Source organism: Undibacterium sp. KW1 (assembly GCF_009937955.1).
Taxonomy (GTDB): Bacteria; Pseudomonadota; Gammaproteobacteria; order Burkholderiales; family Burkholderiaceae_D; genus Undibacterium.
In genome coordinates this window covers 5,954,810-5,970,939 of record NZ_AP018439.1, presented here as the reverse complement: position 1 = coordinate 5,970,939, position 16,130 = coordinate 5,954,810, and the positions used below count along the sequence as shown (strand labels likewise).

Here is a 16,130-nt window from a genome sequence, read left to right as displayed (position 1 = left end):
GACAGCATGAAAAAAGGTTACAAGCAACTGGTCGATGAAGCCAATGCCGAAATCAAGATCTATAGCGTTGCAGAAGCGCAAGCCAAGTTATCGGATGCCAATGTGCAGTTCATTGATGTCCGCGATATCCGCGAACTCGAGCGCGAAGGTATCGTCCCCGGTGCCTATCATGCCCCGCGCGGCATGATAGAGTTTTGGGTTGATCCTGATTCACCTTATTTCAAACCTGTCTTCGGCGAGAAAAAAGAATTCATTTTGTTTTGTGCCGCTGGCTGGCGCAGTGCACTGACTACCAAGACCGTGCAAGACATGGGCCTGGAAAATGTCGCGCATATCGACGGTGGTTTTACTGCCTGGAAAGCCGCCGGAGCACCAGTCACCATCAAGGAAAGCAAGAAGTAATAATGAGCAGCAAAGCATGCCCCTGTGGCACGAATAAGAATCTTGACCTGTGCTGTGGCCCGTATCTAAGTGGCGCGGTAGTGGCACCAACGGCAGAAGCCTTGATGCGTTCGCGCTATACCGCCTATACCCTGAACGATGAAGCCTATCTGCGTGCGACCTGGGATGAGCGGACCTGTCCCAAGGAACGCATCACGCATGATGAACCAACCAAATGGCTGGGGCTGGAAGTCAAGAAATTCAAAGCGGATGGTGATGCGGCAACGGTAGAATTTGTTGCCCGTTACAAGATAGGCGGCAAGGCGCACAGGCTGCATGAACTCAGCCGTTTTGTGCGTTATGAAGGCAAGTGGTTTTACGTGGATGGCAGTTTTCCAGAAAAGTGAAAAAGATAATGACAACTTTAGATTCCAAACTCAATCCCCGCTGTGAAGAATTCAAAGCCAATGCAGCGGCCATGCAGGCCGTGGTGGATGACCTCAAAGAAAAGATCGCCAAAATTGCACTTGGTGGTGGCGATGAAGCACGCAAGAAACATCTGGCCCGTGGCAAACTCTTGCCGCGTGACCGTGTGCAAATGCTGCTCGATGCAGGCACGCCTTTCCTGGAGTTTTCGCAACTCGCTGCTTTCGACATGTACAAAGAAAAAAGCGGTGCCGATGCCGCTCCATCTGCCGGTGTCATCACTGGCATAGGCCGCGTGGCCGGGCAGGAATGCATCATCGTCTGTAATGATGCGACAGTCAAAGGCGGCACTTATTATCCGCTGACCGTCAAGAAACATTTGCGCGCGCAAGAAATTGCCGAACAAAATAATCTACCCTGCATATATCTCGTCGATAGCGGTGGCGCGAACTTGCCTAACCAGGATGATGTCTTCCCTGACCGCGATCACTTTGGACGCATCTTCTACAACCAGGCCAATATGTCGGCCAAGGGCATACCGCAAATTGCGGTGGTCATGGGTTCCTGCACAGCCGGTGGTGCCTATGTGCCAGCGATGAGTGATGAGTCCATCATCGTCAAGAACCAGGGCACGATTTTCCTCGGTGGCCCACCGCTGGTGAAAGCCGCTACCGGTGAAGTCGTCAGTGCCGAAGACCTCGGTGGGGGCGATGTGCATACCCGCCTGTCTGGTGTCGTTGATCATCTGGCGCAGAATGATACGCATGCGCTGTCACTGGCGCGCACCATCGTCTCGCACCTGAACCGCCAGAAACCACAAACCGTGGTCATGAAAGAAGTCGAAGAACCCAAGTTCCCGGCTTCTGAACTGTATGGCGTGATACCTGTCGATACCCGCAAGCCTTTTGATGTGCGTGAAGTGATTGCCCGCATCGTCGATGGCAGCCATTTTGACGAATTCAAGGCGCGCTATGGCACTACCCTGGTCTGCGGTTTCGCGCATATTCATGGCATGCCGGTCGGCATTATTGCCAACAATGGCATCCTGTTTTCGGAATCGGCATTGAAGGGCGCGCACTTCATAGAACTGTGCTGCCAGCGCAAGATACCTCTGGTCTTCCTGCAAAACATCACCGGCTTTATGGTAGGCCGCAAATATGAAAACGAAGGCATAGCCCGCAATGGTGCCAAGATGGTGACTGCCGTAGCGACGGCGAATGTACCCAAGTTCACCGTCATCATAGGCGGCAGTTTTGGTGCAGGCAACTATGGCATGTGTGGTCGTGCTTACTCGCCACGCTTCATGTGGATGTGGCCAAATGCCCGTATCAGCGTCATGGGCGGTGAACAGGCGGCCAGCGTATTGGCGACAGTAAAACGCGATGGCATTGAAGGCAAGGGCGGTAGCTGGTCAGCCGAAGAACAAGCGGCTTTCAAGCAACCTATCAAGGAGCAGTACGAACACCAGGGTCATCCTTACTATGCATCCGCGCGCCTGTGGGATGACGGTGTGATTGATCCCGCAGATACCCGCATGGTGTTGGGCCTGGGTTTATCGGCTGCCTTGAATGCACCGATACCGGATGTGAAGTTTGGCGTGTTCCGCATGTAAGCCAAGGCAATATTCATGAAAAAAAATATCCCTTCATTGCTCATGGCCAGCCTTGTCCTGGCACTCAGCGCTTGTGTGGCTACACCATATGTAGCACCGCAAAATGGCGCGGTAGCTGATCTTGCGGTCAGGATGACAACGGCGAAAGGGGCGGGTGTTAAATTGTATATCTACGATGATGCAGAATCTTGCTCAGGTCCAAAAACTATCATTGATGATGCTGCACATACGAATATAACGGCGACCAAGCTGCCAGCGGGCAAGTTGGTAACATTTGGATATGATGAGTTGATAGGCATTAGCTCATGCAAAGCTAATTTCAGTTTTTTCCCGATTGCTGATCATGTCTATGTTCTGGATACGCTAACTGGCCGCAGGGCCTGCACTACACGTATAGTCGATGCGACAGACGTGAACAATGTGCTTCCCGTGCCAATGTTTAACCGGACTGTAAATGGTGCCAAGTGCGCACCTTTGAAAAAATAGGCTAGTGAAAATAGGCTGTGTTAAAGAAGGAAAAGATTGAAAAAATGGAAACCTTGAATATTGAAATTGTAAATCATCTGGCCACAGTCACATTGAACCGCCCCGATGTACGCAATGCATTTAATGAAACGACCATAGCAGAGATCACCCAGGTTTTCCGCGATTTGGATACGAATGACAGCATTCGTGCTATTGTGCTGGCCGCGAATGGTCCTGCTTTTTGTGCTGGGGCAGACCTGAACTGGATGAAAAAGATGGCCGATTACACCCATGAGGAAAACCTCGCGGATGCTGGTCAACTGGCAGAAATGCTGCATACCATTTATAGCTGTAGCAAGCCGGTAGTTGCCAAAGTGCAAGGTGATTGCTATGCCGGTGGCATGGGGCTGGTGGCTGCCTGCGATATTGCGGTTAGTGTAGATACGGCCAATTTTTGCCTCAGTGAAGTCAAGCTGGGCCTGATACCGGCGACGATTTCGCCGTATGTTATCAAGGCCATGGGTGAAAGCGCGGCGCGCCGTTATTTCATCACTGCCGAGCGTTTTACTGCGGCAGAGGCGCATCGCACGGGTTTTGCTCATGAAGTGGTGACGGCCGAGGCACTGGATGCCAAAGTGGCCGAGATTGTCAACGCGCTGGTTAGCAACAGCCCGAATGCAGTGAAGCAGGCCAAGCGTCTGGTACAGGATGTTGCCAGCCGTGAAGTGACACCAGCGCTGATAGCAGCAACGGTAGAAGGTATAGCGCAGATACGCGCATCGGATGAAGGTCGTGAAGGTGTACGTTCTTTCCTGGAAAAACGTAAGCCAAACTGGTTAAGTTGAATCTGGCTTGAAGATCAAGCGGATCGCAAGAATAGAATAGAGTGGAAAGGAGCTGGTAAAGATGACAAAGCGAAGACTGGTATTGACTGGACTGGCCGTATCTTTGCTGGCCGCAGCGGGCGCGGTGACCTATCGCAAATCGACAGTAATCTTCACTTCAATACCAGAGATGCAGGCAAAACTTGCCAGTCTGAAATTGAATAAACTCGCTAACCTATCCGGTTGGCCGCCTTATAAAGTCTTTGTGCATCTGGCGCAGAGCATAGAGTATTCGATGACGGGTTATCCCGAAATGAAATCGGCAGCCTTTCAGAAAACGGCAGGTAGTGCAGCCTTTTATGCTTTTTCAGTCGCCGGTGCAATGACGCATAACCTGACTGAGCCCATACCAGGTGCGCCAGCAATTGCCGAGAGCGGCGATGTCAATGCTGGTATCGATATGCTGATTGCGGCATTACAAAAATTTGAAAACTATGCGGGTGAGATCAAGCCGCATTTTGCTTATGGCAGTTTGAGCAAGGCAGAATTTGCCCAGGCTCATGTCATGCATATAGAGAATCATTTGAAGCTCATTCAAACTACGCAGTCCGTGGCTTGAACGTGATATGAAATGTGAGCTTCAATCGTAAAATTTGTCTGGAATGAATTTGAATCAAGAAAATGACTGGGTAACACGCAGCCTGCAACATGTATGGCACCCGTGTACCCAGATGCAGCATCATGAAACCGTGCCGCTGATACCCGTCAGCCATGGCCGCGGCGCATGGCTGTTTGATATGGAAGGCAAGCGTTATCTTGACGCAATCAGCTCTTGGTGGGTCAACCTGTTTGGCCATGCAAATCCACGTATCAATGCAGAATTGAAAGACCAGCTTGATAAGCTCGAGCATGCGATGCTGGCCGGCTTTACCCATGCGCCTGTGGTCGAATTATCAGAAAAACTGGCGGCCCTGACTAATCATGCACTCGGCCATTGCTTCTATGCGTCGGATGGTGCATCGGCAGTCGAGATCGCCCTGAAGATGAGTTTTCATGCCTGGCGCAATGGTGGCCAGACTGAAAAACAAGAGTTTATTTGCATACAGGGCAGCTACCATGGTGAAACCGTGGGGGCGCTGGCGGTAACTGATGTCAGCCTGTTCCGTGAAGCCTATGGCCCCATGTTGCAGCGTGCGCATGTCGTTGCGTCACCGGATGCGCGTCTGGCTGAAGCGGGTGAAACTGCTGCCGATGTGGCCTTGCGTGCAGCCGCTGCACTGGAAGCAAAATTGCAGGAGCGCGCAGGCAAGATTGCTGCCGTCATCATAGAACCACTGGTGCAATGCGCGACTGGCATGGCCATGCACGACCCTGTTTATCTGAAACGTTTGCGTGAATTATGCGACCAGTATCAGGTGCATCTGATTGCTGATGAAATCGCCGTAGGCTGTGGCCGCACCGGTACTTTCTTTGCCTGTGAATCAGCGCATATCTGGCCAGACTTTTTATGCCTGTCTAAAGGTATCAGTGGCGGTTATTTACCGCTGTCACTGGTGATGACGACGGATGCTGTCTACCAGGCATTTTATGATGCCGATGTAAGGCGCGGCTTTTTGCATTCGCATTCCTATACCGGTAATCCACTGGCATGCCGTGCAGCCTTGGCGACACTGGCGATATTTGAAGATGACAAGGTCTTGCAAAATAACCGTGTCAAAGCAGAATTCTTGAACACTGCTTTTGTTGATTTGAAAAATGATGCGCGCGTGCGCCACTTCCGCCAGCAAGGCATGATCCTCGCCTTTGATGCGGTGGTCGATGATGCAGAACGCGCAGCAACATTTTCCCGCCGCTTTTTTGCTGCGGCTCTGAAGCAGGAATTATTAATGCGGCCTATAGGTCGCACAGTCTATATGATGCCGCCCTACATCCTTGAGCAGGATGAAATGAGCTTGCTGGCACATAAAACCAGACTGGTATTTGAAGAGGTAATGGCATGACAGATGGCAGCAAGAATAATCCAGGCATACGCATAGCGACTCAACGCAAATCCCTGATACAAGGTTTGCAGCAAGAGCTGGCCGTGCTGGATCAAAAACATTTATTGCGTCAAAGACGCACGGTGGAAACACCATCAGCACCAAACATGAAAGTCGATGGCCGTGACTTGCTGGCATTTTGCAGCAATGATTACCTCGGCCTGGCAGCACATCCCAAACTGGCAGAAGCCATGCAGGAAGGTGCTGCGCTGTACGGTGTAGGTAGTGGTGCATCACACCTCATCAGCGGCCATAGCCGCGCGCACGCTGTGCTGGAAGAACGACTGGCCGAGTTTGTCTCACCGCATATTGATAACGCCCGCACCCTGTATTTCTGCACGGGCTATATGGCCAATCTGGCGGTCATCACGGCGCTGGCCATCAATAAAGACACAACCGTATTTTCTGAAGCCCTGAACCATGCTTCCCTGATTGATGGTGCACGTCTCTCGCGTGCCACCGTGCAGGTATTTCCGCACCGCGATTACACAGCGCTGGAACGCATGCTGCAACAATGCAAGACCAAGCACAGGGTTGTTGTCACCGACAGCGTCTTCAGCATGGATGGCAATATCGCAGAACTGGGGGCCCTGCTGGCAATTTGCGAGCGCTATGATGCCTGGCTCATCGTCGATGATGCCCATGGTTTTGGCGTGCTGGGCCAGCATGGACGTGGCGTGCTGGAGCACCTGAATATCAAGTCACCGAATCTGGTTTACATGGGTACCCTGGGCAAGGCTGCCGGTGTCGGTGGGGCCTTTGTCGCGGCTGATGCTACCGTGATTGAATGGCTGGTACAACGCGCCCGCGCATATATCTATACGACCGCTGCCGCACCTGCACTGGCGCATGCACTGCTGACCAGCATCGATATCATTGCAGGTGAAGAAGGCCAGCAAAGACGTGCACATCTGCAAAAACTGATAGGCCTGTTTAGCGATGGCCTGCATCTGCAAGTCTGGCAAGGCATGCCATCGGACACTGCGATACAACCTGTACTCATTGGTGACAATGCCGCCATGCTAAGAGTGGCTGGCAACCTCATGGACCAGGGGCTGTGGGTAGGGGCGATACGCCCACCTACCGTGCCTGTTGGGACGGCTCGCCTGCGCGTGACTCTGTCTGCTGCGCATACAGAAATCCAGGTCCTGCAACTGGTGCAGGCGATTAACCGCCTCGACCAGATGAGTTATGTGGCCCAGTGTTTTGCTGAGGTGGCCTGATGCAAAAACGGCAGCATGACTTTTTCTTGACCGGCACTGATACCGAGATAGGCAAGACCCTGGTCAGCGCTGCGCTGCTACATGCAATGCAGGAGCAAGGTTTGCGAAGCGTGGGCATGAAACCGATCGCCGCTGGTGCAGAAATGCGTGACGGTATCTTGCATAATGAAGATGTCGATGTGCTGGTTGCGGCTGCCAGTGTCAAGGCAGAGCTGGCTTTGGTATGTCCTTACCTGATGCAGACACCGGCAGCGCCGCATATCGTGGCGGAGCTGGAGCATGTAAAGATAGAGCTGCCGCATATCGTCAGCAGCTATCAGCAGTTGCGTGAACAGGCAGATGCCGTGGTAGTGGAAGGCGTAGGCGGTTTTTGTGTGCCCCTGAATGCGCAAGTGACAACGGCTGACATGGCACAAGCCCTGGGTTTGCCAGTGATACTGGTGGTTGGCATGCGCCTCGGTTGCATCAATCATGCGTTGCTCACAGTCGAAGCCATCGCCGCCCGCGGTCTGAGGCTGGCAGGCTGGGTTGCCAATACCGTTGATGCCAACATGCTGTACCCGCAAGAAAATATTGCCGCCCTGCGTGAACGCATAGCAGCACCCATGCTGGGGCATATTCCCCGTTTGAATGTTCCTGATCACGAGAAGGCAAAAGTCGCTGCCTCGTATCTGGATTTGAGTCAATTGAAGTAAAAGGAAACAAAGATGCAAGCTACTGATACGACTTTGCAAGCCATGCAATTCCAGCCACCGGTCAAGAAGATAGAAGCCGAGACCTGGCCCGTGGATGAAGTACTGGCCCTGTTTGATTTGCCCTTCAATGACTTGATGTTCCGGGCGCAAACTGCACATCGCGCCAACTTCCCTGATGGTGATGTAGAACTGGCGACACTCTTGTCCATCAAGACCGGTGGTTGCGAAGAAGACTGCGGCTATTGTCCGCAAGCGGCACGTTATGACACTGGCGTAGAAGCCAAGAAAATGCTGGATGTGCGCGAAGTGCTGGATGCCGCCAAAGCAGCTCGCGAAAACGGCGCAACCCGTTTTTGCATGGGCGCAGCATGGCGTTCACCTAAAGACCGCGACATGGAAAAAGTAGAAACCATGGTGCGCGAAGTCAAGGCCATGGGTCTGGAAACCTGCGCTACTCTGGGCATGCTCAAGGAAGAGCAGGCACAGCGTTTGAAAGATGCGGGTCTAGATTATTACAATCACAATCTCGATACCGCCCCTGAGTTTTACAGCAATGTGATTTCCACCCGCGATTACCAGGACAGGCTCGATACCCTGGGCCATGTACGCAGCGCTGGCCTCAAAGTCTGTTGTGGTGGCATCGTCGGCATGGGTGAATCACGCCGCCAGCGCGCGGGCCTGATCGCGCAACTGGCGAACCTGAATCCCTATCCAGAATCCGTGCCTGTCAATCATCTGGTGCAGGTAGAAGGCACGCCTTTGCATGGCCTGGACCCTCTTGATCCGCTGGAATTTGTACGCACGATAGCTGTTGCCCGTATCACCATGCCCAAGGCGCGTGTGCGCCTGTCTGCTGGCCGTCGTCAGATGGGTGAGGCAGTGCAGGCCATGTGCTTTTTGGCTGGCGCGAATTCGATTTTCTACGGCGATAAATTGCTGACTACGGCTAACCCTGAAGCGCAGGATGATCGTGTACTGCTCGACAAACTGGGCTTGAAGACGCGTGGCAAGGTTGAGGCTAAAGCGGGTAGTTGCTCCTGATTAAAACCTTAAACCGCAAATCTTCAGCACAGAGTGCACAGAGAAAAAATGGAGACACAGAGAAAGGCATGTGCTTTTCTCTGATGAAAATCGTAGTCAATTATCGTAGATACATCCACCCAAAAGGTTAGAGACATGTTTACCAAAATCCTTATCGCCAACCGTGGCGAAATTGCTTGCCGTGTTGCTGCTACCGCACGCCGCATGGGCATCAAGACTGTCGCTGTGTATTCCGAAGCCGATGCTAATGCCAAGCATGTCGCTGTTTGTGATGAGGCAGTATTGATAGGCCCTGCTGCCGCCAAGGAAAGTTATCTGCGTGCCGACAAGATCATACAAGTCGCACTGGCGACGGGTGCGCAGGCGATACACCCGGGCTATGGCTTCCTGTCAGAAAACAGTGAATTTGCTGAAGCCTGTGCCAAGAATGGCATTGCCTTCATAGGCCCGCCAGCCTCGGCGATAGAGGCCATGGGCAGCAAGTCTGCGGCAAAATCCCTGATGGAAAAAGCCAATGTGCCGCTGGTACCTGGCTACCATGGCGATAACCAGGATGCTGATTTTTTGCATACCGAGGCTGACCGTATCGGTTATCCGGTCTTGCTGAAAGCCAGTGCCGGTGGTGGTGGCAAGGGTATGCGTGTCATTGAAAAATCGGCAGACTTCAAGGATGCACTGGCATCCTGCAAACGTGAAGCCATCAACTCTTTTGGCGATGACAAAGTGCTGGCAGAAAAATATCTGCAAAGACCACGTCATATAGAAATCCAGGTATTTGCTGATACCCACGGCAATTGCGTTTATTTGTTTGAGCGCGATTGCTCGGTGCAGCGCCGCCATCAAAAAGTTTTGGAAGAAGCGCCAGCTCCAGGCATGACGGCAGAACGCCGCGCTGCCATGGGTGATGCCGCCGTAGCTGCGGCAAAAGCAGTTGGTTATGTGGGTGCCGGTACGGTGGAATTCATCGCCAACCAGGATGGTTCTTTCTACTTCATGGAAATGAATACCCGTCTGCAGGTTGAACATCCGGTGACAGAAATGATCACCGGTACTGACTTGGTTGAATGGCAATTACGTGTTGCTGCCGGTGAAAAACTGCCGCTGCAACAAAGCGAATTGCAGATCCACGGTCACGCCATAGAAGCACGTGTTTATGCAGAAAATCCTGAAAAAGGTTTCCTGCCATCGATAGGTACTTTGCGTCATGCTCGCACCCCTGTTGCAGTGAATTTTGAACTTGGTGGCGCGACAGATCCGGCGGCTTTCCGTATCGATAGCGGCGTGCGTGAAGGCGATACGATTTCACCTTTCTATGACCCCATGATCGCCAAGATGATAGTCTGGGGCAAGGACAGGAAAGAAGCACTGGCCCGCATGGCGCAGGCGCTGGCGCAATACCAGATCGTCGGTTTGAACAGCAATATCGCCTTCCTGTCGCGCCTGGTCACCAGCACGGCCTTTTCTGGCGCAGACCTGGATACTGGTCTGATAGAACGTAATCAGGCAGAACTGTTCCCGGCACCAGTAGCAGCGAACCTGACGACGCTGGCGCTGGCGGTTGTGTCCCTGTTGAACTCAGAAAAATCCACAAACGGTAGCAGCGACCCATGGCAATCCAGCCATGGCTGGCGCATGAACAGCCTCATGCAACGTAGCCTGCAGTTCACGGAAGAAGAACAGACGCATGAAGTGCAGGTGACTTACCTGGCAGACGGTTGGCAAGTACAGGCCGGTACAGCGACAGCACAAGTCAGGCTGGCACTCGCGCATGAAAATGATATTGTCATCAAGATCGCCGACCAGACCGTGGCTGCTACGGTGGTACGCGATGGTGAGCATTTCCATGTGTTCAGCCAGGGTAGGCACACTGACCTGCATTACATAGATGCGTTGGCGCATGCCGGTGAAGCCGAGGCTGAAGCTGGCCGCCTGACAGCGCCCATGCCAGGCAAGATCGTTGCCGTGCTCGTCAACAAGACACAGGAAGTGAAGAAGGGCGATGCCCTGCTGATCATGGAAGCGATGAAGATGGAGCACACGATCTCTGCACCGCATGATGGTGTCATTGATGAAGTCTTGTATGCGATTGGTGACCAGGTGGCTGAGGGTGCGCAGTTGCTGGCTTTCCAGCAGTAAGCTTGCCTGGAGTTTGTACCGTAAAGCCAGCACAGTTGTGCTGGCTTTTTTATAGAGTAGCAAAAAAATGTGAATACACTCCTTCCCCTTCAAGGGGAAGGCGGGGATGGGGACGGGTTTCCTTCGCAAATTAATTAAGTGTTTCATTAACCGAAACCCATCCCCACCCCAACCCGTCCACCGCGCCGCTTGCAAGCGACTTGGATTCTGTCGGCACAAAGCTAGCTTTGTGAAACCCCGACGACATCCCCTTGAAGGGGAGGGAGTTTTAATCGCATTTCATCAGATGAGTGTTAGTTATAAAAAAACAGATGAACCAACAAATCACCCCGCTGTGTTACTTGTACAAACACGCAAGCAAGTCCATGATGAATACCTGAACAGAAAATTGTTCCAGCAATTTTTCATTACCTTGCCCAGACTTTGGAATCACCATGACCGCACTCTCCATCAACATCAACAAAATCGCCTTGCTGCGCAATTCACGTGGCCGTAATTATCCTGATGTGCAAGCCTTTGCTGCCCGCTGCCTGGACCTCGGTGCACATGGCATTACCCTGCATCCGCGTCAGGATCAAAGGCATGCGCGGTATAGTGATGTGGAAACTCTGGGTGTGCTGTGTCAGGCGCGTGGCGTGGAATTGAATGTAGAGGGTTATCCGGCACCAGAATTCCTCGACGTCGTGAAGCGCAACAAGCCTGCGCAATGCACGCTGGTGCCGGATGCTCCGGACCAGCTGACTTCTGACCATGGCTGGGACTTGCGCAAGGATGCTGAATTCTTGCGCCCCGTGCTGGCTGAACTCAGGGCGCTGGGCATACGCAGCAGCCTGTTTATTGATTACGACAATCAGGACATGCATCTGGCCAAAGAACTCGGTGCCGACCGTGTCGAATTATATACAGAGCCCTATGCAGAGCACTTTGGCACAGCAAAAGGTGAACAGATATTGCAAGGCTTTGCCGCCGCCGCCAAACGTGCCCAGGATGCAGGTCTGGGCGTCAATGCCGGGCATGATCTGAATCTGGACAACCTGGCCAGGTTCCTGACCATACCCGGCATACTCGAAGTATCCATAGGCCATGCAGTCATCGTCGAATGCCTGGAGCAGGGCATGGTTGAGGTGCTGACAAAGTATGCAAAAATTTGCCAGCGCGGCTGAAATTTGTACCTTTTGCAAGGAAAAAGAAAAGCAAAAAAATGTTAACTTTTTCCTTGAAGCCTGCAAATTCTTGAACTACATTGGGGTAACGGTGCTTCACACGAAGCACTGTGGCTGATGTTCTTCACTATGTACAAGAGATAATCCATAGTGAGAATGTGAGCGTTGTTTAAAGGCAAACCACCCGAAAGCGTGGGACGCAAAACTACAGGGCCCTCGCTAAACACGGCAGGGCAGCCAGGTACCGTATTCCGCATAGGCGGTTTTTCGTTAAGAGGCATGTGCTCATGAACAGCATCTCTACGGCGCTCCCCTGCGCTTCTAAAAAAATTCTGATTAGTGTGTTCGGTTTGTCTGAGTATGAATTGCGTCTGGTGCGCAGCGTGCTTAGCCTGACCATGGCGAGTGGACGCAGGCATTCCTATGCCTTGTTCGATGCCAGCCAGGCTGGCGACCCGGATATCGTCATACTCGATCCGGATAATAACCAGGCCAGGGCAGCTTTACAGGAACTTATAGAAACACGCAGTATCCCCGAACCTGCAACGGTATTCATTTCCAATGCAGGCAAGGCACAGCCTGGCAAATATCATTTATTGCATCCTCTGGTTCCTACCAAGATGCTGGCCTTGCTGGACCAGGTAGCAGATGAACTGGAAAAGGTGTTGCCTGCAACATCTCCCGTCAGCGCAGCAGTTGCCCAGAAAGCAGAAATGGACAAAGCAGCTAATGTGCAGCCCCTGCTGCAAAAAAGCCCCCAGCCTCGGTCTTGCAGGGTGGTCACCGTGCCCTGATCGTGGATGACAGCCCCACTGCCAGAATCAAGATAGACCTTGAATTGCGCTCCATGAAAATCGCCTCTGACTGCGCTGAGACAGGCGAGCAAGCCCTGCAGATGCTGGAAAAGAAAAACTACGACATCATCTTCCTCGACATTGTCATGCCTGGTGCTGATGGCTATGAAATCTGCAAGATCATACGCCGCCATCCGCAAACCAAGCGTACACCTGTGGTCATGCTGACCAGCAAGTCCTCCCCCTTTGACCGTATACGTGGCTCCCTCTCGGGTTGCAATAGTTATCTGACCAAGCCAGTTGAGCATCTGAAATTTCGTGCAGTTGTAGAAAAGACCCTGAGCACTGTGGATGAGAGCACAGGTCTGGACAAGAGCCACGGACTGGCCATGGGAACCTGAAGCCAGTCTGCATCAGCATCCTTACCTATGCCCTGGGGAGCAGGGCGCTTGATTGATCTATACATGGAGTACATCATGAGCATGAAAAAAGCCCTCGTTGTTGACGATTCCGCTACTGAACTGGCCAATATCAAAGCCATCCTGACGGATGCTGGCTATATGGTGGTCACGGCTTCCAGTGGCAAGGATTCCCTGGAAAAAGCCAAGGCAGAAAAACCATCCATCATTTTCCTCGACATCGTCATGCCTGAAATGGATGGTTATGAAGCCTGTCGCAGCCTGACCCAGGACCCTGCCACCAAGGGCATACCCATCGTCTTTGTCAGCAGCAAATCGCAAAAGGCCGACAAAATCTGGGGTCAGTTGCAAGGTGCAAAAGGCTATGTCGCCAAGCCTTATACCGCTGATCAGATCATAGAGCAGCTCAAGATCGCTGCCTGACACCTGATTTCCGATCGCTGCCAACTCACGCAGGGAGCTGCCATGAGTCTGATTACATCCGGCAATACAGCGCAATCCAAAGAATGGCTGCCGCCCAGCGTTGCGCTGGAACGCTTTACTCCTCCGGGTGATTTGCTGTGGAGCGATGTAGCACCGCTCATGGAAAGAAAGCGCTATGGTTATCGTGTTGCTTCGCTGAACCTGCTGATCAGGGCCGAAACAGGCAGTGAAGTCATACGACCCCAGGCAGTCGCTCCCCTGCCTGGGGCCCCGGCATTCCTGCTGGGGCTGATCAACCTGCGCGGCAATCTGGTACCCATCTTTGATCTGGGACTGGTACTCAGTGGCCGCAGGTCAGAAGTCACGCCGTCAAAATTGTTCCTGATACTGGACAAGGCAGAAAACGCCGTTGGCATGCTGATAGACAGCTATCCGCAACCGCTGACCGAATTGCGCACCATTACCCAGATGCCGCAATTGCCAGCCACGCTGGAGGCTTATGTGCCAGCCGCTTTCGTCAAGGATGACAAGGTCTGGCTGGACTTCAATCATGAAAGTTTTTTCGAAAAACTCAGCCGTAGTACGGATACCTGACGCGATACCTGGCTGATTCCCTTCTGTTGATCTGACAAAGCAGTCTTTGTTGATGTTTTTCTTGTGGAGAGCAAAATGAAATTACGTACTCCGAATATTGGTATCCGGCTCAGTCTGGGATTTACAGCGGTGCTCTTGCTGCTGGCGGTAACGGCCTGGCTGGCCCTGTCCAACCTGAAGAGCATCAATGATGGTACCCACCGCATTGTGGATGGTAGCTACCCTAAAGTTGTGCTGGCCTACAAGATGCTTGGTAATGTTAATGCCAATGCGCGTTCCATGCGTAATATGCTGCTCCTGAACGATCAATCGGCAGTGGAAAAAGAACAGCAACTGATTTTGTCACGCAGACAGAACCAGGAAGAAAACATCGCCGGTTTTGAAAAACTGATTGCCAGCGATGAAGAAAAAGGCATCTTCCAGACAGCGACTGAAGCACGTACCAAATATGGTACTTCGCAAAGGGAATTCATGCGCCTGGCGACTGAAGGTAAAAAGACTGAAGCCACAGCCTGGCTGCTTGGCAACCTGCAAGCCGATCAGGAGAAATGGTTTTCTTCCATGGATGCCTTGATCGACTACCAAACAAAATTGGTGAACAAGGATGGTGCCGCAGCCGACAGCACTTACCTGAGTGCGAAAAACATTTTGGCCCTGGTGGCAGCCTTGTCCATCTTGCTGGCAGCAGGTGTTGCTTACTGGATGACGCGTAGTATTACCAAACCGGTATCACATCTGATCGGCGTTATGCAGAAATTGACACAGGGTGATGCCAGCGTCAGGGCGCGCAGCACTCAACCGGACGAAATTGGCAAACTCTCACGCCAGTTCGACAGGATGGTGGATGAACGTGAAGCCAGCCGCAAATCCATCGAAGATGAAAATGAAAAACTCAATGAATCCGTGCTGGTCTTGCTGCAGGCGGTGGCGCAACTCGCGAGCAGGGATTTGACTGTCAAAGTACCGGTATCTGCCGATGTGACAGGTGCAGTATCCGATGCCCTGAACATGCTGACCAGTGAAACTGCCAAAGTGTTGCGTGATGTAAGTAATATTTCTGCCGACGTGACAGAAGCCACGCTGAAAGTGAAAGCCCAGTCCGACAACGTGATGGCCGCAGCAGCAGAAGAAAGACTGGAAGTGGAACACACTACCGTTTCATTATCGACCGCTTCTGAAGAAATGCGCAATATTGCTGACCTGGCTCAAACCTGCAACCGCGCTGCTGACAATGCGATACGCTCAACACAACTGGCGATGGATACGGTAACCAGTACCGTGGGTGGTATTAACAGTACCCGCGACATCATACGTGAAACAGAAAAACGGATTAAACGCCTGGGTGAACGTTCACAAGAAATTTCCGGCGTGGTCGGTCTGATTAACGCGATTGCAGAACGTACCCACATCCTGGCTTTGAATGCGAGTATGCATGCTGCCTCAGCCGGTGAAGCCGGTCGTGGTTTTGCGGTGGTTGCGGATGAGGTGCAAAGGTTGGCAGAAAATGCGCGCCAAGCGACGCTGCAAATTTCCGGCCTGGTCAATAACATCCAACTGGAAACCTCAGATACGGTGAATACCATGAACTCGGCAATTGCCCAGGTGGTAGAAGGCAGCCGTCTGGCAGAACAGGCTGGTTTGCAAATGCAGGCTACTCAAAATGCGACGACTGAACTGGTGGAATCAGTACAGCAGATCGCCATCAAATCCCATGGTCAGGCCAAGGCCAGCCAGGAATTGCTGGACAGAGCGATACAGATCAAGAAAACCAATCAGCAAACCAGTTTGCAACTTGATGAACAGTCGGCACAAACCACCAACCTGGTGGAATATGCAAGGATGTTATTGTCCACCGTGCGCGTTTTCAAACTGGCAGCCTGATACCACCACTCAAA

17 protein-coding genes and 1 riboswitch are annotated in these 16,130 nt (G+C 52.4%); all 17 genes read left to right on the top strand.

Annotated elements, in window-relative coordinates; genetic code table 11:
• The first annotated feature begins 6 nt into the window (after nt 1-6).
• The 17 genes from UNDKW_RS26985 to UNDKW_RS26905 all read left to right on the top strand — a co-directional run bounded on the left by UNDKW_RS26985 (nt 7) and on the right by UNDKW_RS26905 (nt 16,116).
• Nucleotides 7-402, top strand: coding sequence for a rhodanese-like domain-containing protein (locus tag UNDKW_RS26985; RefSeq protein ID WP_162061287.1), 396 nt, complete (start codon nt 7-9; stop codon nt 400-402).
• Nucleotides 403-404: 2 nt separating this feature from the next.
• A complete protein-coding gene (locus UNDKW_RS26980; protein ID WP_162061286.1) occupies nt 405-788 on the top strand; it encodes a YchJ family protein in 384 nt (127 codons plus the stop codon).
• 8 nt (nt 789-796) lie between these two features.
• Complete coding sequence (locus UNDKW_RS26975) at nt 797-2,419, top strand: carboxyl transferase domain-containing protein (RefSeq protein ID WP_162061285.1); 1,623 nt, start codon at nt 797-799, stop codon at nt 2,417-2,419.
• Between the two features lie 15 nt (nt 2,420-2,434).
• On the top strand, nt 2,435-2,905 hold the full coding sequence (locus UNDKW_RS26970) for a hypothetical protein (RefSeq protein ID WP_162061284.1): 471 nt from the start codon (nt 2,435-2,437) through the stop codon (nt 2,903-2,905).
• Nucleotides 2,906-2,949: 44 nt separating this feature from the next.
• Nucleotides 2,950-3,729, top strand: coding sequence for an enoyl-CoA hydratase/isomerase family protein (locus UNDKW_RS26965; protein WP_162061283.1), 780 nt, complete (start codon nt 2,950-2,952; stop codon nt 3,727-3,729).
• A 61-nt stretch (nt 3,730-3,790) separates the two neighbouring features.
• Nucleotides 3,791-4,327, top strand: a complete 537-nt coding sequence (locus tag UNDKW_RS26960; protein WP_162061282.1) for a DUF1569 domain-containing protein — start codon at nt 3,791-3,793, stop codon at nt 4,325-4,327.
• A gap of 43 nt (nt 4,328-4,370) precedes the next feature.
• On the top strand, nt 4,371-5,708 hold the full coding sequence (gene bioA / locus UNDKW_RS26955; RefSeq protein WP_162061281.1) for an adenosylmethionine--8-amino-7-oxononanoate transaminase: 1,338 nt from the start codon (nt 4,371-4,373) through the stop codon (nt 5,706-5,708).
• The gene (bioF, locus tag UNDKW_RS26950) at nt 5,705-6,970 is read left to right on the top strand and encodes an 8-amino-7-oxononanoate synthase (RefSeq protein WP_162061280.1); all 1,266 of its coding nucleotides are present in this window, start codon (nt 5,705-5,707) and stop codon (nt 6,968-6,970) included. The genes bioA and bioF overlap by 4 nt, the downstream gene beginning before the upstream one ends.
• Complete coding sequence (bioD, locus tag UNDKW_RS26945; RefSeq protein ID WP_162061279.1) at nt 6,970-7,665, top strand: dethiobiotin synthase; 696 nt, start codon at nt 6,970-6,972, stop codon at nt 7,663-7,665. Before bioF ends, bioD begins: the two co-directional genes overlap by 1 nt.
• A gap of 12 nt (nt 7,666-7,677) precedes the next feature.
• Nucleotides 7,678-8,706, top strand: coding sequence for a biotin synthase BioB (gene bioB, locus UNDKW_RS26940; protein ID WP_370529059.1), 1,029 nt, complete (start codon nt 7,678-7,680; stop codon nt 8,704-8,706).
• Nucleotides 8,707-8,841: 135 nt separating this feature from the next.
• Entirely contained in the window at nt 8,842-10,842 is a 2,001-nt protein-coding gene (locus UNDKW_RS26935) for an acetyl/propionyl/methylcrotonyl-CoA carboxylase subunit alpha (protein ID WP_162061278.1), read from the top strand.
• Between the two features lie 434 nt (nt 10,843-11,276).
• Nucleotides 11,277-12,005 (top strand): pyridoxine 5'-phosphate synthase, encoded by a 729-nt coding sequence (locus UNDKW_RS26930; protein WP_162043893.1) that lies wholly within the window; start codon nt 11,277-11,279, stop codon nt 12,003-12,005.
• 164 nt (nt 12,006-12,169) lie between these two features.
• Nucleotides 12,170-12,254: riboswitch (cyclic di-GMP riboswitch) on the top strand.
• A 38-nt stretch (nt 12,255-12,292) separates the two neighbouring features.
• Entirely contained in the window at nt 12,293-12,799 is a 507-nt protein-coding gene (locus UNDKW_RS26925) for a hypothetical protein (RefSeq protein ID WP_162061277.1), read from the top strand.
• Between the two features lie 2 nt (nt 12,800-12,801).
• Nucleotides 12,802-13,200 (top strand): PleD family two-component system response regulator, encoded by a 399-nt coding sequence (locus tag UNDKW_RS26920; protein ID WP_162061276.1) that lies wholly within the window; start codon nt 12,802-12,804, stop codon nt 13,198-13,200.
• A 75-nt stretch (nt 13,201-13,275) separates the two neighbouring features.
• Nucleotides 13,276-13,641, top strand: coding sequence for a PleD family two-component system response regulator (locus UNDKW_RS26915; RefSeq protein WP_162043891.1), 366 nt, complete (start codon nt 13,276-13,278; stop codon nt 13,639-13,641).
• 42 nt (nt 13,642-13,683) lie between these two features.
• Entirely contained in the window at nt 13,684-14,235 is a 552-nt protein-coding gene (locus UNDKW_RS26910; protein ID WP_162061275.1) for a chemotaxis protein CheW, read from the top strand.
• A 75-nt stretch (nt 14,236-14,310) separates the two neighbouring features.
• On the top strand, nt 14,311-16,116 hold the full coding sequence (locus UNDKW_RS26905; protein WP_162061274.1) for a methyl-accepting chemotaxis protein: 1,806 nt from the start codon (nt 14,311-14,313) through the stop codon (nt 16,114-16,116).
• Nucleotides 16,117-16,130: the final 14 nt, after the last annotated feature.